General features: G+C 57.9%; 16 protein-coding genes. 9 read left to right on the top strand and 7 right to left on the bottom strand.

Annotation, left to right across the window (positions count from 1 at the left end; all coding sequences use genetic code 11):
* Positions 1-25: 25 nt before the first annotated feature.
* Together U9R81_RS01180 and U9R81_RS01175 are read right to left on the bottom strand one after the other, a co-directional pair.
* On the bottom strand, positions 26-349 hold the full coding sequence (locus tag U9R81_RS01180; RefSeq protein ID WP_322493714.1) for a hypothetical protein: 324 nt from the start codon (positions 347-349) through the stop codon (positions 26-28).
* A 168-nt stretch (positions 350-517) separates the two neighbouring features.
* Positions 518-1,123, bottom strand: a complete 606-nt coding sequence (locus tag U9R81_RS01175; RefSeq protein ID WP_322493713.1) for an MFS transporter — start codon at positions 1,121-1,123, stop codon at positions 518-520.
* A gap of 266 nt (positions 1,124-1,389) precedes the next feature.
* On the opposite strand from U9R81_RS01175, the gene U9R81_RS01170 reads away from it, so the two are divergent.
* The 6 genes from U9R81_RS01170 (at position 1,390) to U9R81_RS01145 (ending at position 11,845) form a co-directional block, all read left to right on the top strand.
* Positions 1,390-2,106, top strand: coding sequence for an esterase family protein (locus U9R81_RS01170; protein ID WP_416180924.1), 717 nt, complete (start codon positions 1,390-1,392; stop codon positions 2,104-2,106).
* A gap of 174 nt (positions 2,107-2,280) precedes the next feature.
* A complete protein-coding gene (locus U9R81_RS01165; RefSeq protein WP_322493711.1) occupies positions 2,281-2,850 on the top strand; it encodes a TadE family protein in 570 nt (189 codons plus the stop codon).
* A 17-nt stretch (positions 2,851-2,867) separates the two neighbouring features.
* Entirely contained in the window at positions 2,868-3,452 is a 585-nt protein-coding gene (locus tag U9R81_RS01160; RefSeq protein WP_322493710.1) for a TadE family protein, read from the top strand.
* A 78-nt stretch (positions 3,453-3,530) separates the two neighbouring features.
* A complete protein-coding gene (locus U9R81_RS01155; protein WP_322493709.1) occupies positions 3,531-6,125 on the top strand; it encodes a VWA domain-containing protein in 2,595 nt (864 codons plus the stop codon).
* Between the two features lie 127 nt (positions 6,126-6,252).
* On the top strand, positions 6,253-8,856 hold the full coding sequence (locus U9R81_RS01150) for a hypothetical protein (protein ID WP_322493708.1): 2,604 nt from the start codon (positions 6,253-6,255) through the stop codon (positions 8,854-8,856).
* Between the two features lie 256 nt (positions 8,857-9,112).
* On the top strand, positions 9,113-11,845 hold the full coding sequence (locus U9R81_RS01145) for a phosphoenolpyruvate carboxylase (RefSeq protein WP_322493707.1): 2,733 nt from the start codon (positions 9,113-9,115) through the stop codon (positions 11,843-11,845).
* A gap of 123 nt (positions 11,846-11,968) precedes the next feature.
* Here U9R81_RS01145 and U9R81_RS01140 read toward each other — a convergent pair whose 3' ends face one another.
* The 3 genes from U9R81_RS01140 to U9R81_RS01130 all read right to left on the bottom strand — a co-directional run bounded on the left by U9R81_RS01140 (position 11,969) and on the right by U9R81_RS01130 (position 15,499).
* Positions 11,969-12,334 (bottom strand): SaoD/DsrE family protein, encoded by a 366-nt coding sequence (locus U9R81_RS01140; RefSeq protein WP_322493706.1) that lies wholly within the window; start codon positions 12,332-12,334, stop codon positions 11,969-11,971.
* A 60-nt stretch (positions 12,335-12,394) separates the two neighbouring features.
* Complete coding sequence (gene zigA, locus U9R81_RS01135; protein WP_322493705.1) at positions 12,395-13,627, bottom strand: zinc metallochaperone GTPase ZigA; 1,233 nt, start codon at positions 13,625-13,627, stop codon at positions 12,395-12,397.
* A gap of 243 nt (positions 13,628-13,870) precedes the next feature.
* The gene (locus tag U9R81_RS01130) at positions 13,871-15,499 is read right to left on the bottom strand and encodes an aspartate:alanine exchanger family transporter (protein WP_322493704.1); all 1,629 of its coding nucleotides are present in this window, start codon (positions 15,497-15,499) and stop codon (positions 13,871-13,873) included.
* Positions 15,500-15,618: 119 nt separating this feature from the next.
* On the opposite strand from U9R81_RS01130, the gene U9R81_RS01125 reads away from it, so the two are divergent.
* The 3 genes from U9R81_RS01125 to U9R81_RS01115 all read left to right on the top strand — a co-directional run bounded on the left by U9R81_RS01125 (position 15,619) and on the right by U9R81_RS01115 (position 20,366).
* The gene (locus tag U9R81_RS01125) at positions 15,619-15,936 is read left to right on the top strand and encodes a metal-sulfur cluster assembly factor (protein WP_322493703.1); all 318 of its coding nucleotides are present in this window, start codon (positions 15,619-15,621) and stop codon (positions 15,934-15,936) included.
* Positions 15,937-16,017: 81 nt separating this feature from the next.
* On the top strand, positions 16,018-16,749 hold the full coding sequence (locus tag U9R81_RS01120; RefSeq protein WP_322493702.1) for an amino acid hydroxylase: 732 nt from the start codon (positions 16,018-16,020) through the stop codon (positions 16,747-16,749).
* Between the two features lie 122 nt (positions 16,750-16,871).
* Positions 16,872-20,366 carry an ATP-binding protein gene (locus tag U9R81_RS01115; protein WP_322493701.1) on the top strand — a complete coding sequence of 1,165 codons (3,495 nt, stop codon included), beginning with the start codon at positions 16,872-16,874 and terminating at the stop codon, positions 20,364-20,366.
* 3 nt (positions 20,367-20,369) lie between these two features.
* On the opposite strand, the gene U9R81_RS01110 is transcribed toward U9R81_RS01115, so the two are convergent.
* Both U9R81_RS01110 and U9R81_RS01105 read right to left on the bottom strand, forming a co-directional pair.
* Complete coding sequence (locus U9R81_RS01110; RefSeq protein WP_322493700.1) at positions 20,370-21,209, bottom strand: SEC-C domain-containing protein; 840 nt, start codon at positions 21,207-21,209, stop codon at positions 20,370-20,372.
* 71 nt (positions 21,210-21,280) lie between these two features.
* On the bottom strand, positions 21,281-22,021 hold a 741-nt coding region (locus U9R81_RS01105), incomplete at its 5' end, for a formylglycine-generating enzyme family protein (protein WP_322493699.1).

Here is a 22,021-nt window from a genome sequence, read left to right as displayed (position 1 = left end):
GGAGTGTTGGTTACACGGCGTTTTGTCAGGCATCACCCTCCTTTATGAAGAGAACTCCGCTCCCAAACCCGATCAACACCAGTATGCCGGCAATTGTGCTAGTGATAGGATAGCCGGTGGTTGTGCTGATCCATGGCCCGGCCAGTGAACCAACAATCCGCCCCCCGCCGATGCAAGCGGTCATTAGCGCGCGCAGCGCGCCGCGCCGCTGCGCGCTGAGGCCGCTTATGAGCGGGAAGGTCGAGACGATCGCAAACTCGAAGCACAGATCAAATGCCAACAGCAGGGCCAAAAAGACCGGCCACGATCCGCTCTGCGGCAAGAGCAGCAGCCAGACGCCGACGAGCAAAAATCCGCCAATATCGCTCGGCGCTTGTCGATCCGGTCAGTGAAGAGGGTGGCGCCAAGCGACCCCATCAATTCAACCACGCCCAGCAATCCGAAGACGAATCCAAGCTCGGCGGTTGTGGCACTAAATGCGCTGCTCAGCCAACCGGCATAACTGACAAAGATCAGTTCAACCGCAGCTAATTTGGATGAAGATGAACCCCAACGCAGCCAGAATGCTCGGTTGCCGTAAGAGATGCCAGAGCTGATTTGTAGATGCTGGCTGGTGCGGTTGGCGGGTTGGCGGTTGGGCATCGTTCGGTAACATGATACACGATATGACCATCACGACGCCAGCTATGGTCAAGCTGGCAAAGATCGGCGCGATCCCCCATCGTTCCGCGCCCCACGTGATCAGCAGTACGCCGAGCATCTGCGCGCAGCGTTCGTAGCGGCTGCGCGCGCTAACGTAGCTTTGCAGCGCCGGCATGCCCACCGCGATGGCCAGTCCAATCACCGCATACCCGAACAGACACGGGATAAAGGCGGCGCTCAGCGCACAAAGAGCCGCGCCGATCGTAAAGATGACCCCGCCCCAAATCATCGTGGCCCGCTCGCCGATGCTATCACTCAGTATCCCTCCCAGCGGGCTCAGCAGCGACGCCGCTACTTGAACCGTGATCAACAGGCTGGCGGTGGTCAGATCAACCGCAAAGCCGGTAGCCAAAAACCCCAACAGTGGATAGACCATGCGGAAGGCGAGGCTGACCAGCCATCGTCCCCAGACCAGTGTCAACAGTTGGGGCTATGTCAGCTCATGCGCGTAATGAGCGGTGAGGGTTGTCATGCCAATAAACCTTGTCAAATGCAATGCGATCACAGGGGGTGAACCCATAACGAGGGCAGGTTGGGGCTATGCAGCGCATTGCCTAATCCTCCCTTTCCGCCGAGCACAAATAGCATTTCCGTTATGCCCTCATTCATATTCATTGACAGACCATTGCGTGCAGGCTATCATTTCACCTATTGTCATCGCCAATTTGAAATGCACACGTTCGGAATATGCAACGACAATACCATGCATGGCACAGTCCTGCTCTCAATCGAACGATGGAATTGCTCATATTCGGCCATGCCGGTGCGCCGGTGTTGGTCTTCCCCACCTCACACGGACGCTTCTACGAATACGAAGATCGCGGGATGGTGGCGGCGCTTGGCCATCACCTCGAGCAAGGATGGATTCAACTGGTTTGCGTCGATAGCGTCTACAGTGAAAGTTGGTATAACTATGGCGCTGATGCCGATGCGCGGATGTGGCGAGAAGAGCAATATGAGCGCTATCTAATTACCGAAGTCTTGCCGCTGGTGCGCCACCTCAATCCCAACCCGTTCTTGATAGCCACCGGTTGTTCGTTTGGGGCCAGCGAGGCGGTGATCTTCACCCTCCGTCATCCCGGCTTGGTACGGCGTGTTATCGGTCTTTCCGGGTTGTACGATCTCAAGCGGTTTTTTACCAACTATACGCAGGGCGTTTACTTCCACAATCCGGTTGATTTCGTGCCCAGTCTCAACGATCCGTGGACGATCGACCGCTTGCGCGAAACCGACATCATTCTCGTAACAGGGCGCGACGACCCGTCGGCATGGTCAAATGAATTGTTGTCGAGCCAATTATGGGCCAAGGGGATCGGCAATGCCTTGCGGGTCTGGGATGGCTGGTATCACGATTGGCCCTATTGGCAACGGATGATCGAGCAGTACATTGGCGGGCATAATTGAGCAGTCATTTGGCAGGGGCGGCGTATGTCGCCGCTGCGGCGCGATCAAGCCGATACATCTTTTTGTAATGCGGCATAACGCTGTTTGAAAACCCGGTACTTTCGGACTATTCCGCCCGGCAAAAGCTGGCAATATACTGATAGCCAGAGTAGCAGTATTGCGGGAGTGCAGGCCATGAAACCCAAACGCGGACAATCGCTCGTTGAGATGGCACTCTTGCTGCCATGGATGCTGATGGTCATCTTTGGCATTATCGAGTTTGGCTATATCATCTTCGCCTACTCGATGGTGTCGCAGGCTGCGCGCAATGGCGCTGAAGTGGCTGCTCAATTGCCGCCCTACCAAAGCTGGCTCGATCTGCGCAATAATCCGCCGTCCGGCTACCCCGGCTTCACTGCCGATGCATGTGTGCGCGGGATAATGGAAGCGATCCGGTCAGATGTGGTGTTGTTTGATGGCCAAGCCAACGAAGGCCGCCGCATTGAGGATTACGTCGTTATTCGGTATCCCAATGGCGGCCAGACTCGCAACCTGAACGATCGTGGGCCAATCGAGATCGAAATCAACTATCCAGTGCGCGGCATTACGCCGTTATTCAATATGATCGGGCGCAACGGCACGTTAAACCTGCGAGTTGTGCAACGCCGCTCAATAGAGAATCTTGGCGTTGATCCTTCGAGACCGCGCGGGGTGGCATGCGCGCGTGATGTGGCCGATTGGCGCGAGATTCAGCAAGGCAGATGACGGTAAGCGAGGGGAATATGAAGCAACGGCGTCATAAAACAGTTGGACAAGCGCTGGTCGAATTTGCCCTCGCGGCGACGGTAATCTTTTTCCTGCTGGCAGCCGCCGTTGATCTCGGCCTGATTTTCTTCACCTTGCAGGCGCTGCGCACGGCGGCGCAGGAGGGCGCAACCTATGGCAGTTATCCGATAGTGGTGACGAATGGCGGGCAAGTGACGGAGGTGCGCTTGAATTATCAAGAGATCTTTAGACGCATTCGCTTCTCTGGCGGCGCTAATCCGTCAGGCATCGTCAATCTCTTTGACTTAAACGGCGATGGGATTGACGATGCCAACCAATCCGCTGTGTTCAGTGCGAGCAACCCGACGAATCCTAATGGGTTTGTCATTATTGAGAACCCAAGAGGGCCTAATCCGGCCAGTTTGAGCGGTGCGTGCGCCACAACAACCCCGCAAGTCGATATGCGCAACGCCGGACGGAACTGCTGGATTCGGGTCACGGTGCGGTATCGTTACCAGTTCTTCTTTCCTTTTGCGTTAGGCCGGGACATAATCTTGCCGGTGACGTTCACGATGCCGATTCGCAGCCAGTTTATCGGGTAGCCGTGATTGCCGGCCAAGTTTAATTAAAGCACATTGCATTCTGCCATCATCGTAGTTGCGTTACAACGGAGGAGACCTATGGCAACTCGTTACCTAATGCGCTCAAGCCCGCTACGACGGGTGCGTGGCCAAAGCATTCCCCTGCTGGCCCTGATGATCGTCGTGTTGGTTGGCATGGTGGCGCTCTCAGTCGATGTCGGGCGCACCTTTTCTGAAGAGCGCCGTGCCGTCGCCGCCGCGAACGCCGCTTCATTATCGGCGATGAATACGTATGTGCGCCGGCCGGCCGGGACAACGAACACTGTCATCTACGACGCGATTGTCAATTCGCTGCGCTCAAATGGGATCGATATTGAAAATAATCCGAATGTCCAGATGGAAGCTTTCTACTTGGATGCTCGCGGAGAGCCGCTGCCGGGTGGCGCGCGCATCACCCGTGACGGTACGATTGCCCCCGACAATGCCTCGTATATTCAGGTGAATCTGCGAGGCGATGTTGATACGCTCTTCGCTCGGGTCGTTAACCAAAATCAGTTGCCGTTCGGGGCGACTGCTTACGCCGGCACCTGCCCGCCAACTGATGGCGTTTATCCGATTGGAATCAATAACGATCACATCAGTGGCAATGAGTTTCGCAACCCGGGTGATGCCAATGGTGATGGTGTACCTGATAACAACTGGCAACGTCTGACCAGCGGCCCCTACCGTGGTTACACCAAGATGCGCCTGTATCCGACCGATGGTAATTTGCCCGGTCAATTTGGCTGGTTGCGTTGGCTCGATGGCCAAGGCGTGAGCGGCGCAAATGCGAACAGCGCCCAAGAGCTGGAGTTGTCATTGACTGGCACCGGCACTCTTTCGAAAGGCTTTATGGAGGTAGTGCCATGGCCGGCGCCTAATCTGCCGCGTCCGGCAACGTATCCCGAACGGCCCGGTGAGCTGAACGTGGGTGACTGGGTGTACGGTAGCTCAGGTTTCACCGCCAGCAATGATCGCCGCGAGGCACTAGATGCGCACATTGCCAACGGCACCCGCATGGTGCTGCCGATCTATGATGTGGCCGTTGGCCAAGGCTCGAATGCTGCCTTCCGCGTGGTGCGCTTCGGTCTCTTCGTGCTGACCGGGTATGGCCGCGAGCGCAATCGCCCTTACATGGATTTCATCTTCCTCGGCGATCCGGATCGCCAAGGCACTGCCTGCTTGGCGACGCCGCCGCCGCCAGCGAATGGAAATGTCGTGCGCCTGACCGGTAGTGTTGAACTGTGGCCAGAGTATCAGATTGTAAACAACTTGCGCCGCCCGGTAAACTACGTGGTAGTGTTAGATGTTACCGGCTCGATGAGCATGAATTTCCGTGGCGAGGGCAGCTATCGGAGTGGTAATCAGGTAATATTGGCGCAATGCATTAACGACCCGTTTGGCGAGCGTCCAGCCAGTCCGCACTGCACTGGTCAGGCATCCAATGCGTGGCCGACAGTGCAAGAGCGACGCATCTACGTCGCCAAAGAGGCGGTGCGCTTACTGATCGATCAGATGAATATGCCGGGCAACCAAGATTATGACAATACTCGTCCTAGTGACCAAATGGCCTTGGTCTGGTTCCGTGAATCGGTGCCGATAACTGACCGCTTCCCCTCCGATGGCGGTTTCAGCTCGAATCCGGCTGAGTTGAAGCAAGCAGTGCTGGATGCAGGAAGCGTTGATGGCGACCCGTATTTGGCAAATGGCGGTACAAATGGCGCTGGTGCGCTATTGCGCGCACAGCAAATTCTGCAGAGCGCGCCGCGCACCATTAGGTACAACAACCGTGATTGGGAGTATCGCCGTGTTGTCATCTTCGTTACCGACGGTCTCTCTAACTTTATGATGAATCGGAATGATGCCAACCTGCAGGGTCCGCACAGCAATGCTTCAACCTATACCCCGCAAAGCGGCCCGAATACGCATCCATGCTTTCTGCTAGGCAAGGAAGTGCTCGACAATGCGCCTTGCCAGACGACTGAGATTGGCGGGCGTTATCAAGGCTACGACCGCCCGATTACGCAAATGGTGCAGGTAGCGAACGAAATCAAGGCTGATCAGTCGGTGCAAACTGACATCTATGTGGTGGGTATCTCGGCAGTGCCGACGCTCGGTTTGCGGGATGGCGTAGCTTCGACGCCACGGCACTTCTACATGGCGGAAACGTTAGAGCGTGGGCCTGATGGTTTGAACAACGTTGATCGCATCATGTTAGCTATCAACGCCGAAGTCGAGCAAGGGCCATGTATTAGTGGCAGCGACGGCGAGTGGCGCGGCACCATTCCGGGCAATCACTTCCAATCGATAAGCGGTCTCAGCTATCCGAACGTCGGCGAAGTGATCTTGCAGGATCTCACAACTAACACGACCTATCGGACGCCGATCGTGGCCGGCACCGATGGCCGGGTGCGCTATACGTTCGAGAACCTCCCGCGCGGGATGTACCGGATGCAGGCGTATCTCTTCTACCGCCACCCGCTCGATCCGCCGACGGCTCAGCCACGGATGTATAGCCAGATCTTTACTAATGGCTCTAGCCAGTCGGATATGGTGGTCGTGCTTGATCCGGCCACGCAGGTTGGGTTTACCGCGACTGTTGAGCAGAATCTGCGTCTGCGGCTTAACGGGAATGTGTGTGCAGTGAGTAACTAGGTCTCTGCACAATGCCCTCTCCCAGAAGGGGAGGGGCATTGTGTCTCGGTAAGATGCGGTGACCAAGGTAGAGTGCACCGGAGTGATACCGGCATAGCGAATCCACCTAGGTCTGGGGAGGTTTCCGATGATGTTGAGTTTTCGCCTTCGCCGCCCCTTTGCGCTAATGGCTGCGTTTGTGTTGGTTGCGTTGCTGGTGCCGGCGTGGCTACCGGCGCCAGCCGGCGTATTGGCAGATGAACCCGGCATTCTCCAAATAATCGATAATTCGCAAGCCGATTTTGCCAGCGGCACGTTCCAACGCACGGTCGTGTCGGCGGCGCCGGCGACGCCCACTGCGTCGGATGATTTGGTTGGCGCGATCGAATTGGCGCCGGTCGGCGTTCTTAATCGCTCTAATTGGCGATTTTCTTCCGCTACATTGCCCCAACCGCTCAGCGATGCGCCAGTGGTGACATTAGGCCGCTATCTGTTTGTGATTGGCGGCGCAACCAGCCCGGATCCAGAGCAAGAGAAAGAGAACCGTTCGAGTTATATTTATCGCGGGGTCGTTAATCAAACGAACGGTACGTTTGAACAGATAAACGCAAGTCCTCCCGGTAACACGTATTTTTCTGCCTTCTCTATGCCAGAGGTTGATCCCGGTCCTATCTGCGATCTGCCAATGGCTGGACGTTCGCGGGCCGGCGCAGTGGCGGTGCCAGCGACGACTGGAACTAATCTAGGTTATATCTTCATTGTCGGCGGCAGCATGTATGATTCAGACTGCGACCAATACGACTTTTCCACCAATATCGTGCAGCGAGCCACTGTTGATGCCAACGGCAATATCGTTGGCTGGAGCGCGCCTGATGATTGGCGTTTCCCTTCGCTGGACGCGAACGGCAACATTATTACTAATACTAATTCGCCCGGTATCCGTGGGGTGCATAATCTACAGTTAGTCTATGTTAGGACGAGCGCCGGCAACGATTTTATCTATGCGATTGGCGGCTTGAGCATTGCTCCCGAACAGACCCTGCAACAAGAAGATATCTATCCTTACGTCTTCTACACGAAAGTTGACGCTAACGGCGATTTGGTCCACCCTACCGCCACAAGCTCGGCGACGGTCTGGGCAAGGTTAGCTGACCTGCCGTTTGGACTGCACTCCGGCACGGCGATTGCAGCTTATGCCACGCGGCTGGAAGGCGGTGCGCCGGTACAGAAGGAGGCGATTTTCTTGCTTGGCGGCTGCACAGATGTTGATTGCACTACGTTGAACACCGCGGTTTTGCGGGCTGACGTGAATCCTGTCGATGGCGCCTTAACGTGGACCGATGCGGTGGCTGAGACTAATAGCGGTTCCCAAGCGATTAACATTCAGGGACGCCAAGGCGTTACCGGTCTCAGCTTTAACAACCGTCTCTACTACGTGACCGGTTCGACCTCGACCGGATCACCCGGCGCTGCCGGCGCGACGGGGACGATTCCGGTGGCAATGTATAATGACCAGTTTTTGCTAGAGGATTTGACGAACTCTGGTTCCTATTTTGTAGGAACCAATGAGGCAAATGATTTTGTGCTTCCGCTACCGAATAAGCGGTTAAATGCCTCAGTTGCGCTTGTGCCGGCGACGCCGCCAGAGAACAGCGCGACCCAAATCCATGCGGCGTGGGTGTACGTGGTTGGCGGATCGAACGAAAGAAATCAGCCGACCGACACCATCTTTGTCGGTGGCGTCGGCGGCGCGAATGAATCCAGTGGAACGACGCGCGCTCCTGAAGGCTGGTACTATTCGCATCCATTCTCGGTGTTGACCGATGGTGAAACCTCGCGCTTGTTGTCGATCAAATGGCTAGCTGATTTAGATCGTCTGGACAGTAATCCTGAAGCCGATATTCGCATTCAGATCCGCACGGCGGTTACCAGCGGCACCTGTCGCGAAAGCGATTTTGATCCGTCACCGTCGCCTACAAATCCTGAGCGCTGGCGTGATCTCGATGCCGACTCCGAATCGGTTTTGAGATCACGGCATGGTGAGAATAGCATTAGCTTGAGCGATGCCTTCCCCAACGAGGAGATTCAAGCGACCTGTATGCAGTACCGGGCGCAGTTTATTCAAGATCCCGGCAACAGAGCCTACTCACCGAAGCTGTACTACTTTGCGGTGGAGAAGGAGGTGGCGGTGAAGCCGGATGTCTGGATTCAGACGTTCGAGGTGCAGACCAACAACGGTAGTTTCACCACCATTGCCTTGACCTTGCGTAACTTGCGCCGGAATGACCCTGCTGCGACGCGCAGCGTGGTGGCGGCAAGCGGCGGTGGCAGCTTCTTTGTTGATCTCTGCATTGTCCGGCGGACAAATCCAAGCACGCCGGCTCTAACCGCAATGCCAGCGCCCGATCCGGATGCCCCCCCCGATGCAGTACCGCCATGTGACAATGGAGCCATAGTCACGGCCCAGGTGGCCAAAGACGTTATGGAGGTGAATGCGACCTATACCGTACCGCGCAGTGCATGGAAAGATCTTTCGAATCAGCCAGCCAACTGGAGTAACATCTTCGGCACACCGGGCACGTATGATATCGGGATTGTAGTTGACTACAACGCCTTCGTTGGTGAAGACGCAGAGGGACGCAGCAACAACCGCGGTGAGAATATCTCGTCGCCGAATGGAATTATTCGCACGATAACGATCACTGCGCCCACTGCGCCGCCCTCAGTTTTCGTTCCGGTGGTGCTTCGCTAATCACGTGGGTTAGCACACAGCACGTCGTTATGATCGGGGCAGCGATGAGCTGCCCCGATTGTGTGTCGTTTGTTTTGCCGCTAGGCGCGATGGCGCGTGATTTCTGCTACGATGATTGCGCCGGTTGGCAGCCGGCTGTTCGTTGCTGTTCCACCAGTGGTATGATATGGGTAATCCGTAGTTTGCGCTGTCCGGTTTGCGTTCCCGCTGGTTTCTGCGTTGAACCAGAACCGGTGTTAGGGAAAGGTCATTGCCAATGCAACCGTTTGATCAGACAAAGGTCGATCAAGATTTTAGCTTCTTGCTGAAGCATTTTCGCGCCGTCCTGAAACATGTGGGCGAACAGAGTGTGGCTGAGGCATTGCCATGGCTGCGAGCAGCGACTGACGATTCGGCAGTCTCAACCCGGTCGCTGGTACGAGCGCTTGGCATTGCTTTCCAGTTGTTGAATATTGCCGAAGAGAACGCTGCCGTCCAGCAACGGCGCATTGCCGATCGCGATCCGGAGTTGCGACCGGAGACGGGGCGCTGGCGCGATGCGTTGCAGAAGTTGCAGCGGGCCGGTTTGAGCGCCGCCGAGATTGTAGCTGAATTGCCTGCAATTGCGGTGGAACCGGTGTTGACGGCGCATCCGACCGAGGTGAAACGGGCGACGGTACTGGCGCATAATCGAGAATTGTACTTGCTAATGGTGCGCCGTGAGAACCAGCGTTGGTCGCCGGCCGAACAGGCGGAAATAGAGTCTGAGATTGAGACGGTATTGGAACGGTTGTGGCGCACGGGCGACATCTTTCTGAATAAGCCGGCCGTGCTATCAGAAGTGCAGAATGTGCTGCACTATTTGGTGAATGTCTTTCCCGATGTGTTGCCGGTGCTCGATACCCAGTTGCGTTACGCTTGGGTGATGGCTGGGTTTGATCCAAAATTGTTAACTGATCGTTGGCCTCGCTTGAGTTTTGGCTCGTGGGTTGGTGGCGATCGCGACGGCCACCCGTTGGTGACCGCTGAAATTACGGCGCAAACGTTGCAAGAGCTGCGTTTGCAGGCATTGCGGTTGTTGCGCCGCCGGATACGCACAGCGGCGAGCCATCTAAGTATTTCAGATATCTTGTTCCCGGCGCCGGCTGGGTTAGCGGCGCAGATAGAACGTTTGGCTGCCGGCTTGGGCGAACGTGGCCAGCGCGCGATTGCTCGCAACCCCAATGAACCATGGCGGCAGGCGCTGAATCTGATGTTGGCGCGACTGCCGATTGATGATTCGCCGGCGGAAGCGGCCCGGTTGGTTGATGAACCCGGCCGGTATCGTGATGCTGCTGAGTTGCTGGCCGATCTGCGCGAGCTGGCCGGTTATCTGCGTGAGATTGGCGCCGATCGTCTCGCCGAGGCCGAGATTCGCCCGTTGATGCAACTGGTGCAGACGTTTGGTTTCCATCTGGCAACGCTTGATATTCGCCAAAACAGCCATTTCCACGATCGGGCGTTGGCCCAGTTGCTGGCGGCAGCCGGTCTGCCGGCGGATGATTTGCTCAGCGGCGACCCTGAGCGGCGGCGGGCGATGCTCGAACGCGAAGTGGCCTCGCCGCGCCCGTTTGCCCATCCTGATACGCCGCTCGGCCCGGAAGCGGCGGCGGTGGTGGGTTGTTACCGGGTGTTGGCAGCGCATATCGCTCGTTATGGTCTGGCTGGCATTGGCCCGCTGATTATCAGTATGACCCGTGATGTGACCGATGTGCTGGTAGTATATTTGCTGGCGCGCGAGGCTGGATTGGCTTATGCAACGCCAGACGGGTTGGTGTGTCGATTACCGGTTGTGCCGCTCTTTGAGACGATCGAAGACCTTGAGCATAGCCCGCAGATTTTGGCCGATATTCTCGATCATCCGATGACGCGGCGGAGCTTGATGGCGCAGGCTCAGGGCGGCGAGTTGGTACAGCAGGTGATGGTTGGCTATAGCGATAGCAACAAAGACGGTGGCATTCTGGCCAGCCAGTGGGCGCTTTACCGGGCGCAGCGGGCGATGGCCGAAGTAGGGCGGGCGCGGGGGGTGCGGATCCGCTTCTTCCACGGGCGCGGCGGCACGATTAGCCGCGGCGCCGGCCCGACCAATCGCTTTATCGCGATGTTGCCGCCGGGTGCGTTGAACGGCGATCTGCGTTTGACCGAACAGGGTGAGGTGATTGCGCAGAAATACGCCAACCGGTTGACTGCCGCCTATAATCTAGAATTGCTCATTGCCGGCACGACCACGTATACCTTGTTGCATCGCCAACGCTTGGCTGATTCGCATCCGCTGGAGCCGGTGATGGATTGGCTGGCCCAACAGGCGCTTGCGGCCTATCGCAATCTCATCGAACGTGAGGGTTTTATTACGTTCTTCCGGCAGGCGACCCCGATTGATGTCATCGAGCAAAGCCGGATCGGTTCGCGTCCGGCGCGGCGGACGGGCCAAGCGACGCTGGCCGATCTGCGCGCGATTCCGTGGGTTTTTAGCTGGAACCAGTCACGCTTCTACTTGCCGGGGTGGTATGGCGTAGGCAGCGCATTAAGCGCGTTGCAGGAAACCAATCTAGCGGCATGGGAGCAGCTCTGCGCCGAACAGTGGGAATGGCCGCCGTTGCGGTATCTCTTGGCGAATGTGGCAACTAGCTTGCAGACGGCCCATCGCGAAACGATGCATGCCTACGCCGAGTTGGTGGAAGACGCCGGCATCCGCCAGCACTTTCTCGATCTGATTGACGCTGAATTTGAGCGTACGGAAGCGGCGCTGACCGCCATTTTCGGCATGCCGCTCGCGCAGCGGCGACCACAGGTGGCAGTGACGTTAGCGCGACGACAGGTTGGATTGGAGCCGTTGCATCGCCGCCAAATTGCGTTGATCCGGCAATGGCGAGCGCAGCAAGCGGTCAATGATCCGGCTGCCGAAGAGACGTTGACCGATCTGTTGTTGTTGGTCAATGCGATTGCCGCTGGCTTGCGCACGACAGGGTAAATCTAGTTGACGCAAAGGGCGCAGAGAGTTATAGAAGGCATGTCTCATACACGCTTGGGGATGCCATGTCAAAATCTTTGCGCTCTTCGCACCCTCTGCGCCTTTGCGTCCTCTGCGCCTTTCCTATAACGTAATCACTTGCTCAGGCGGGTTGCCCGACAAGGCCGCGTAGAGATCGGGGAAACACCCAACTTGCACCCCGGCCACGGTGCCGGTTACATGGCAATTGCCGGGTTCACCCACCGCCAACCCGCGTTCGAGCGCGCACTGGTCACACATCATCAACAAAATGCCTTGCTCGGCGGCAATCTTCGCTAGCCGTTCACCCATAGGATCGCCGGCGCGCAACAAGTAGGTGTTGTCGTCGAAGAAAAACATGCCTACGACCTGCGCGCCGTGGTTGCCGGCTTCGAGCTGGGGCAGAATCATCTTGCCGAGCTTGTAGCTGGCAGTGTGGCCGGAGGTGGCGAAGATGTAAGCGACTTTCATGATCTCTTTCCCTTTCGATACAAAGAGGTTGTGAAACGGACGCTGTGATTGTACCGCATGTCAGAGGTCGCTATCGTCTGCCGTAACGGCGATCGCCCAGCTTCCGAACGGATCGGGAAATGCTGCCCAGCCAGCCGGGCCAAGCGCCATTTCGGCATCGGTCAGCAAACAGGCCTCTAGCTGCGCGCGCAACGCTGCTTCGTCAATCTCTTGCCCGATCAGCACCAGCTCTTGGCGCCGATCACCCCATTCCTCGTCCCAGATCGCGGCCAGCGCCGCTTGTTCAGCAGGATCATCCGGTTGCTCGTCGCTGGCGGCCCACCACCAGCCACCCGGCTCGATCCGGCAGGCGGCGCCAGCTTGCGACCAGATGCCGCATTGATTCATGCGCGTCGCCAGCCAAAAGATGCCCTTCGAGCGCAACACCCCCGGCCATTCGTCGTGCAGCAGATCCCAGAGGCGCTGCGGGTGAAAGGGGCGGCGCGATCGGAAAACAAAGCTGCTAATACCGTACTCTTCGGTTTCGGGAGTGTGTTCGCCGCGCAGCTCTTGCAGCCATCCCGGCATCTGGGCGGCGCGCTCGAAACTAAAGAGGCCAGTGTTGAGAATCTGGTCGAGTGGAACATTTCCAAACGCACTACGAATAATACGCGCCGTAGGGTTAAGCTTGCGCAAGAGGGCTTCAAGCCGGTCGAGATCATCGGCGGCGACCAGATCGACTTTATTGAGCACAATCACGTCGGCGAATTCAACCTGCTCGATCAGCAGATCGCCGATGGAGCGATCGTCGTCGTCATCGGCGGCCAGATCACGATCGCGCAACTCATCAAGTGACGCTAGATCGTGCGGGAAGTTGTACGCATCCACGACCGTCACCATCGTATCGAGGCGGGCCATCTCACCCAGCGTCGCGCCATCGGGGCCGGGGAAAGTGAAGGTTTCGGCAATTGGTAACGGTTCGGCAATCCCGGTCGACTCAATCAACAGATAGTCGAAGCGGCCTTCGCGGGCGAGACGGGTTACTTCAACCAAGAGGTCTTCGCGCAACGTGCAACAGATACAGCCATTGGTCAGCTCAACCAGCCGCTCTTCGGTGCGGCTGAGCGTCGCTTCGCCGGCGCGCACCAACTGCGCGTCAATGTTGACCTCGCTCATATCGTTGACGATCACCGCTACGCGCAGACCGGCGCGGTTGGCCAGCACGTGATTGAGCAGGGTAGTCTTACCGCTGCCGAGAAAGCCGGAGATCACCGTCACCGGCAAGGGTTGGGATGGAGGAAGGTTTTGGTTCATAGTGATACAAGGTATTAGTTATTTCGAGCGAAAAGAGATGCCGCTCAGGCGACAGTATTAAAATGATACTTTATATCAAAAAGGTTGTCAAGTGAGATCTGTATGGCGTGCGGCAGTTTGACTGCTGCACGCCATAGGAGGCGCCACTGCGTGTCAAATCCCGATTGCGCACATATCACGCTATGAACACATCATGCGGCAGGCTGACTGCCGCATGATGTGTTTGCACAGCACCCAACCCGCTTAGCTGGCGCCGAGCAGTAATTGGGCCAGAATAATCTTGACGATCGTGGCCGTCGGATACACCATCGCGTAGCCAATATTGGGCGCTTCGTTGCCGGTCTGTTCGTTGGCAAAGGCTAGCACAGCCGGTTGGGTCTGCAGGCCGGCCAGCATGCCGGCCAGCAGGCTAAACGGAATCTTGAGCAGCTTGTAGCCGATGAAGAGGGTGGCGAAGGCGACGGGGACGGTAATCAGCGCGCCGCCGAGGAAGAGCAGCAAGCCGTTGCCTTGGGTGAGGGTGGTAACGAAGCTGTAGCCGGATCGGGTGCCGACGCCGGCGAGGAAGAGGGTCATGCCAACTTGACGTAAAGTAAGATTGGCGCTGTAAGGCAGGCTCCAGACGATCGGGCCGGTGCGCCCGCGCCAGCCGAGCACGAGGGCGACAATCAGCGGCCCGCCGGCCAACCCAAGCGAGAAGCTGCCGCCGCCGGGGAGCGGGAATGGGATTAGGCCAACCAGCATGCCGAGCGCCATGCCCAACCCCAACGAGACCACATCAACCTCGGCCAGCGAACGGTACGAGTCGCCGAAGAAATGAGTCACGCGCTCCATATTGTCGCGCTGGGTGACAACCCGCACCCGATCGCCAAGCTCAAGGGTGGTGTCGCCGTGGGGTAAGATCTCGGCATCGCCGCGGCGGATGCGGGTGATTACGGCCCCCATCGCCGAAGGCAGATGCAAGTCGCGCAATGGCACCCCCACTACCGCCGGATTCGAGACAAAGATGCGGCGGTAGTCGAGTGTATGCCGGTCGAGTTCGAGTTGTTCGGGGTTAGGTTCGCCCAAGGCTGCAGTGACGCGCTCGACAGCTTCGGGTGAACCGACGATATTAATCAGATCGCCGGGCGTGAGCTGGGCCAAGCCGGTGGCCAGTTCGATCTGGCCATTGTGTTGGTGGCGGCTAAAGATCACATTCCACTTGTTCTTCTTGACCAATTCGGCGATAGTCTGCCCGGCCACAGCCGGATTGGTCACGCGAATGGTACGGTTGATCAGGTGCTCACCCACGGCGCCGAGTTCGCGCAATTGTTGGGCTTCGCGTTCGAAGTCAATACGCCAGAGCCGGCGGGTCAAATAGATAGCGAGGATCATACCCAGTACACCAACAGGGTAGGCGACCGAATAGCCGACCACCGGCTCGGCGCGCAACGCCTCATCGGCGCTGAGTTGGGTGAGTTGTTCGATCACGGCTGCCAGCGCCGGGGTGTTGGTCAAACTGCCGGTAAACAAACCGGCGGTCTGCGCGCTACTGATGCCAAGGATGGCGCGGATCAAGAGGGCAATCCCGGCAGCGGAAACCAACACGCCGCCGATGAACAAGTTGTTGCGCAATCCGCGCCGGCGCAGCGAATTGATGAAACCGGGGCCGCTGCTGAGACCGACGGTGTAGACAAAGATCACCAGACCCAGTAGGTAGATGATGTCAGGCAGACGTAGACGCTGGTCGATTGCGCCGAAAGCTAGCCCAACAAAGAGCACGGCTGCCACACCAAGGCTGACGCCGCCGATGCGGATGCGCCCGATGAGGTAGCCGATCGCCGATACGGTAAAGAGGAGCAGGAGCGGATTGCTTGCCAGAATGTCAATCATACGGGTGCTCGCTTCGTGAAGCGTGATCAGACTGGGATCACGCTGGTCATACTCTCGTCACATCCCGCCGTGTATGGTATCATGCACGTGTCAACCCACGGTTAAGAAAGAGGGATCGTATGATTACCGAGGAGATGGTGCGCGCGGCGCTGAAGAATGTGATTGATCCTGAGATTGGCCTTGATGTGGTGAATCTCGGTCTCGTGTACCGGGTCGATATTCTCGACGGCGGGAAGACGGTCGATATCGATATGACCCTGACCACGCCGGCTTGTCCAGCGGGGCCGCAGATTCTGCAACAGGCCCAGCGGGAAGTTATGGCGTTGAAAGAGGTCTACAAAGAGCTGGAGAACGTCAAGATCAATCTGGTATGGACGCCCTTCTGGAATCCGTCGATGATGTCGGAAGAGGCGCGGGAGGAGCTAGGCTTTTTCTAGCGGCTATCGCGAGTGGCCGGTTTTGGTGGCGCTGGCCACTCGTTCCATTATAGACAGCATGCAATACAAGGAGGTATTGTAATGTCAACTCTTGCCCCACCCGCTTTACCGGCCTATACCGAAGAAGATCATGCGGTCTGGGCAACGCTCTGCGCCCGCCAAGTTCCCCGGCTTGAACGGTACGCCTGCCGTCTGTTCCGCGCAGGATTTCGCCAGCTCAACCTTGATCTCACCCGCCTGCCTGATCCGGCGCAGGTGAGCGAGCGGTTGGTCGGCTTCACCGGATGGACGCTATGCGACGCGCAGAACGAGTATCTCAACCCAACCGAGTGGTTCGAGCACATTGCCGAGCGGCGCTTCCCGGTGACCAACTATATCCGGCGCATGGACGAGCTTGATTTCACGCCGATGCCGGATCTCTTTCACGAATACATCGGCCACCTCGCCTTCTTTACCGACCGGCGCTTTGCCGAGATTGCGCAGGCGTTCGGCCCGCTCTACTTTGCCGGCGACGAACGGCAGCGACTGGAGATTGCCCGGTTGTGGTGGTACAGCATCGAGTTCGGCTTGATTCGTGAAAATGGCGAGTTACGCGCGTTTGGCGCCGGTTTGCTTTCGTCAATCGGCGAACTCGATCACGCGTTTGCGCCGGATACGCCGCGGGAGCCGTTCGACATCCGGCGGGTAGCGAACACACCCGGCGCGGCGTATTCTATGCATGAAACCTACTTTATTTTAGAGGATCTGGAACACGTGGCGGCTATCTTGCGCGCATACGCAGCGATGGAAGGGTTGCCGCCAGTAGCGGTGTGATGGCTGGGCAGGCGGTGTGACGGACGGATCACCTTGCCGTCGTTTCCACTCGTGTCAAAACACGGTACAATACCAGTGCAATAAGTAAAGAGTGGAGTTTTGCTATGGTTGGGGTTGCGCAAATGAGTTCGCCTGAGTGGTTCACCGTTGTTGCGGCGATCACTGATGCGCAACACCTTGGCGAGCTGGAAAGCGCGGCCATGAACGCGCTCAAACGAGCGTTGCCGCGGCATCAGGTGTCGCTACAGTGGGTGGGTCAAGGCGAGCCTGAGCCGGGTATGACGGTGCGTGTGCTGGGAGAGGTTGAACAATACGGCTGGTTGCTCATCCATCCGGCTGAACTGACGCCAGCCGAGGCTAAGGCCCTGCAGGCTATTGAACGATTGATTGTTACTGGCTACGAGCGAATCTTGAACCGTTCAGGCCGGAATAGTCTGCAGCAACGGTTGCGCTTCAAGATTGAAGTCCTCCGCGATAGCGACGATCCCGATCTGATTTGCCGCCAGTTTGGCCAAGTACTGAGTGAACTGATCGCGTTACCGGTCAATCTGGGCATTGTAGTGCCGAGCCGGTCAAGCGCATGGCTGGAATTGACGGCGCAGTACAGTGCGCAGCCGGGTGACGGTATCGATCAGCATCGGTTTTGGCCGGTTGATACTGACCTCAGTAGTGTGGTGATCAAGCTAGGCGTACCGATTAGTTCGGTTGCCTATCTCGATGATTGTGGCCGTTACGATGTGCGACCCCATCCCGATCATCAAACCCCGGAAACTGCGCCTAGCTATTGGGTTGGTTCGCCGATCCGTTTCGCCGGCGAGACGCTTGGCGCGGTATACGTCTGCATTACAACCTCTGCGGCACTAGACGAAGCGCAGCGGCAAACTGTCAATGAAGCGGCATATTATGCCGGCTACTTGCTGCGGCCGATCATCTTGCAGCGGGTAGCGCAGCGCGCGCAGCAACAACAGGAAGCATGGATGAACATCGTGTCTGCGAGCGCGCATCTCGTGGATCCGGAACGTGCGCTGCAAACGATGCTCGATGCGAGCTGTCGTTTGCTTGACGTAGAAGGGGGCGGGTTGTTTCTCTATAATGAAGCGCAGAACGACTTAGTCTTCCGTTATGCCTTCGGCAGCCAGTCGCATAAGTTGCTCGGTTTCCGAATACCCTTGACTCAAGGCATTGTTGGTCAATCGTTTACTACCGGCAAGCCGGTGATCATCAACGATGCCACCCACGATCCACGGCGCAGTTATACGCTTGATCGAATCGTTGGCGTCACCTGCAACAATCTCATTAATGTGCCCTTTGCGACGCCGGCCGGGGTGCGGGCCAATTTGCAATACATCAATCGCCGCAGCGGTGCGCCGTTTTCTGAAACCGATACCGAACAGATCTATGCTATCGCCGGCCTGATGAGTTTAGTGCTTGACCATTCGCAACAATGGGCCAAGGTTGAGACCGGCATTATCCGCCAGATGCGTGATCTGGATCGGTGGAATGCCGAACTGCGGTCAGTGTTAGCGCTCAATCGCGAATTGTTAAGCGCTGCATCGCAAGAACAGCTCTTCCGGTTGATTATTGACACCATCAGCCAACGCATGCAGTTCCTTGGCGCGGCCCTCTTTGTCAATCGCCGCGAGCATAGCGTTCACCCCATGCTTGAATGCGTGGCGGCGACGGGCGGGTTGGCCGGCGAGTTTCTGCTCGGCACGTATCTGGCGGCCGGACGGCTAGATGTCTTAGTGAATGAGTGGTCGTTTGGCGAGCACTGTTTCTTGCTGAACCGGCGCAGCCCGACCTTTGCCGTATTGTTCGATTTGCCGCCGCCACCCAATGGGCAGCGTATCGAAATTGGCTTGAACCAGTGGGATACTGATGATCTGCTGGTGGTGTTGTTGCGCGCCGCCAACCGTGAGGTACAGGCGGTGTTACTGCTCGATCAACCGGTGAGCGGGCAACGACCAGCGATGGCTGATCTGCAAGCGTTGACCGTTTATGCCAGCATTGCCGGCGCAGCGATTGATATGGCGCTGTTGCGCGATCGCCAGCAGCGGAGCCTTGAACGCTTGACCGCCCTCAATGGGTTGGGGATGGTGATCCACTCGCAATCGTTGCCGCAGCCGCAAGTCTTGGAAATGACAGCGCGGGGCATGGTCGAGATCGTCAGCGCCAAATGGGCTCAGACCGTGCTATTTGACGAAGACCGTGATGAGCTGCGCATCGAGCGCACGATCGGCGCCTGCTCATTGAACTACGATGTGGTGATCACGCTTGCCCGGCGCGCAATCCTCAACCGGCGTCCTGTCTTCCGGTCGGCGACAACGGTCGCGCTGCCATTGCGCGGCACTCAGCGCATGATTGGCGTGACGGTGATTGGCGGCGATCGCGCCCTCGATTCGGCCGATATCGAAATGTTGATGTTGTACGCTACCCAAACGGCAATTGCTATTGAGAGCATGCGCTTGTTGGAAGAGGTGCGGCGCGGGCGTGATAATCTGGCCCGGATTATGGCGACGATCGAAGATGGCTTGCTGCTGTTTGCGGCCAATGGCACGGTGATCGTCGCCAACGAGGCGTTCGCGCGCTTGACGCATACCGCCGAATGGTTGCCGCCGCTCCAGCGGATCGATGGCTTGTCGATGCATGAGCTGCTGGAGCAGTGGACGGCCCAGCGGTTGCTCGATCCAACGACCGTGACTCATCTGCAACGATCGCTTACGGCGTCGGGCGCGACGGGTGAGTTGGCCGGCAGTGATGGCGTCTTTGCATGGACATTAACGCAGGCGAGTGATTTTGCGGCGGGTCATGCGCAGACGTTTCTGCTGACCATTCGCGATGTGACTACGGCGAAAAAGGCCGAGCGATTGCGGGCCGATTTAACGCACATGATGATTCACGATCTGCGCCAGCCGCTAAGCAGCATTATGCTGGCCTTCGAGCAGTTGGTGAGTGAATTGGGCAATCTCTTGACGGAACGCCAGCAACAGGCGGTGCGCATTGGCCAGAACAGCGCCCGGCAATTGCTCAATCTGGTGAATACGATGCTCGATATTGGCCGGCTGGAGAGCGGCCAAATGCCGCTTGATCGCGAGCCGTTGCCGATCGAGAGCTTGATCGAGCGTGTGATTGATCCGTTAATGATCCAAGCGCAACTGAAGGGTGTGAAGGTCTTGCGGCGGATCGATCCGCAGGTGCGCATGCTCTTTGCCGATAGCGCAATTATTGCGCGTGTGCTGCAAAATTTGCTGGACAATGCCCTGAAATTCAGCCCACCCAATAGCGCCATTACCGTTGAGGTCAACGTGGCGCCAGCCAATGGTCCTGATCAGACGTTCAGCTTTTCTGATGATTTAACGGTATCCATCCCCGGTGATCGGGTAGCGCACATTGTGGTGCGTGATCAAGGGCCGGGGATCCCGCCGGAAGAGCAAGAGCATATCTTTGAGCGGTTTAGCCAAGTTGGCCGCTGGCGGAGCGAAGGTAGCGGGTTGGGGTTAGCGTTCTGCCGATTGGCAGTTGTGGCGCATCAAGGATCGATTTGGGTCGAGAGTGAACCTGATCGCGGCAGCGCGTTTCATTTCACGCTGCCGCTGGCTGAGATTCGGGGTGAGTGACCGCTACGCACCGAGTAGTTGTTGGCGGGTCTCGGCAATGTAGCGTTGCAATCGTTTGGGATCAGGCTTGTCGGTAGGCAGGATCAAGATAAAATGGCTAAAGATCTCTGATCGATCGCGCAACAAATCGAGCCAGCCGGCGTCTGGCTGTTCGCGGCGGAATGCTTCGAGATGGACATCAGCAAACGCGCGCAGCGGTTCGGCAGTGTCAGGAGTAAGGTGCGCTGCCGGGCCGGCGAGGTAGTAGTTGGGTTGGCTGCTGCCGATCGGCGTATCAACCGGCACGAGATGACCAACGATCACCTCATCGAGTTCGAGGCGCAGCGAGGCATGGCTGTCAGCCAAGATAACGAGATCGCCGGTCAAGAGGTCGCGCAGATTGGCGCCGGCGTTGGGCCGCAGCCGCTCGACACGATAAGGCCGCAAGCGCACATCAACCCACGTTGGCAATAATTGGCGCTCAAGGTCGCCGAGATCGCTCTGATCCAGATTCGTTGCCAGTCGCGTGACCAACGTGTGCCCATCGGCTTGGCGGTAATCAAACGCAAACCAGACCATAAATCGGTCGGCGCCGTAGCCTTCGCGTTCGTTCAATTCGGCCAACTGCTCAAACTGATAACGCCCGTTCCAATAGCGATCAAACGCGGTGCGGAGATTGGCGGCGTCAGCCTCGGTTGCGAGGGCCAGAATGCGCTGGAGCACATTGTCTTGGGCGTTGCGCAAGCGCAACTGCTGGCTGCGCCATTCTTCTTCTTGACGTAAGTGGCAGTCTTTGTATTTACGGCCGCTGCCGCAGTAACAGGGATCATTGCGGCCGAGTTTGGGCGCTCCGGGTCGAGCCATAGCTATCTCCCCTTCGTTAGCAAAACAAACCGCCTGATGATAAACGCAAAGGCGCGAACGCGCAACGATAGCTATTCTACACTCAACGCCAAGCGCATGCCTAAGAATTGATTCCGCATGGCGGGCTGTAACCGAAAGCGGCAGGCGCAGCGCGCATAACCGTTCGGGTTGGCGTAGCAGCCGCCGCGCAGGATCCGGCGTCCCGGCGCGTTAGGGTCTTCACGGCCATCGTCAGGCCGGTACGGGTATGGCTGGTCGAGCGAGGCCGTCCATTCCCAGACATTGCCGGCCATATCTTCGATGCCGTAGGGGCTGCGACCACCGGGATAGACGCCGGGAGGGTTGGGCGCCGCGCGCCCGCTCTCGCGGGTGTTGGCGAGATGGGGGTGAAATTCATCACCCCACGGAAAGCGGCGGCCATCGACGCCACGGGCGGCATATTCCCATTCGGCCTCGGTGGGCAGGCGAAAATGCAGCCGTTGCGGTGGCGGCAACGATCGGCCACTGGCATCGATCAGGCGCATGTTCAGATCAGGCTGGCAACTCAGCCATGCGCAAAAGGCCTGCGCCTCGTGCCAGTTGATGTCAGTCACCGGCAGGGAGGCAATGGCCGGCGGCGGGAGCGGGCCGTGCCAGATGGGTGGCGGCGGCGCCGCGCCAGCGGCGACGGCATAGGCGTAGAGGGCGGCGCTGAGCGGAGTTTGGGCGATAGCGAAGGCCGGCAGCGTCACCTCGTGTTGCGGCGTCTCTTCGTGATAACTCTCGCGGGTGCCGCCGTAGCGGCGGGCCAGCTCGCTAGTTTCTCGCGCTGG

Origin of the sequence: Chloroflexus sp., assembly GCF_034435895.1 — a bacterium.
In the GTDB taxonomy this organism is placed as follows: Bacteria; Chloroflexota; Chloroflexia; order Chloroflexales; family Chloroflexaceae; genus Chloroflexus.
Note: the sequence above shows the minus strand (reverse complement) of the source record. Positions and strands in the feature narration are given on the sequence as shown.

Coding starts and splice junctions, on each gene's coding strand:
- U9R81_RS01125 (WP_322493703.1), top strand. CDS start 15,619: ATGATTACCGAGGAGATGGTGCGCGCGGCGCTGAAGAATGTGATTGAT.
- U9R81_RS01140 (WP_322493706.1), bottom strand. CDS start 12,334: ATGAAAGTCGCTTACATCTTCGCCACCTCCGGCCACACTGCCAGCTAC.
- U9R81_RS01115 (WP_322493701.1), top strand. CDS start 16,872: ATGAGTTCGCCTGAGTGGTTCACCGTTGTTGCGGCGATCACTGATGCG.
- U9R81_RS01165 (WP_322493711.1), top strand. CDS start 2,281: ATGAAACCCAAACGCGGACAATCGCTCGTTGAGATGGCACTCTTGCTG.
- U9R81_RS01145 (WP_322493707.1), top strand. CDS start 9,113: ATGCAACCGTTTGATCAGACAAAGGTCGATCAAGATTTTAGCTTCTTG.
- U9R81_RS01130 (WP_322493704.1), bottom strand. CDS start 15,499: ATGATTGACATTCTGGCAAGCAATCCGCTCCTGCTCCTCTTTACCGTA.
- U9R81_RS01155 (WP_322493709.1), top strand. CDS start 3,531: ATGGCAACTCGTTACCTAATGCGCTCAAGCCCGCTACGACGGGTGCGT.
- U9R81_RS01160 (WP_322493710.1), top strand. CDS start 2,868: ATGAAGCAACGGCGTCATAAAACAGTTGGACAAGCGCTGGTCGAATTT.
- U9R81_RS01170 (WP_416180924.1), top strand. CDS start 1,390: ATGCAACGACAATACCATGCATGGCACAGTCCTGCTCTCAATCGAACG.
- zigA (WP_322493705.1), bottom strand. CDS start 13,627: ATGAACCAAAACCTTCCTCCATCCCAACCCTTGCCGGTGACGGTGATC.
- U9R81_RS01150 (WP_322493708.1), top strand. CDS start 6,253: ATGATGTTGAGTTTTCGCCTTCGCCGCCCCTTTGCGCTAATGGCTGCG.
- U9R81_RS01120 (WP_322493702.1), top strand. CDS start 16,018: ATGTCAACTCTTGCCCCACCCGCTTTACCGGCCTATACCGAAGAAGAT.
- U9R81_RS01110 (WP_322493700.1), bottom strand. CDS start 21,209: ATGGCTCGACCCGGAGCGCCCAAACTCGGCCGCAATGATCCCTGTTAC.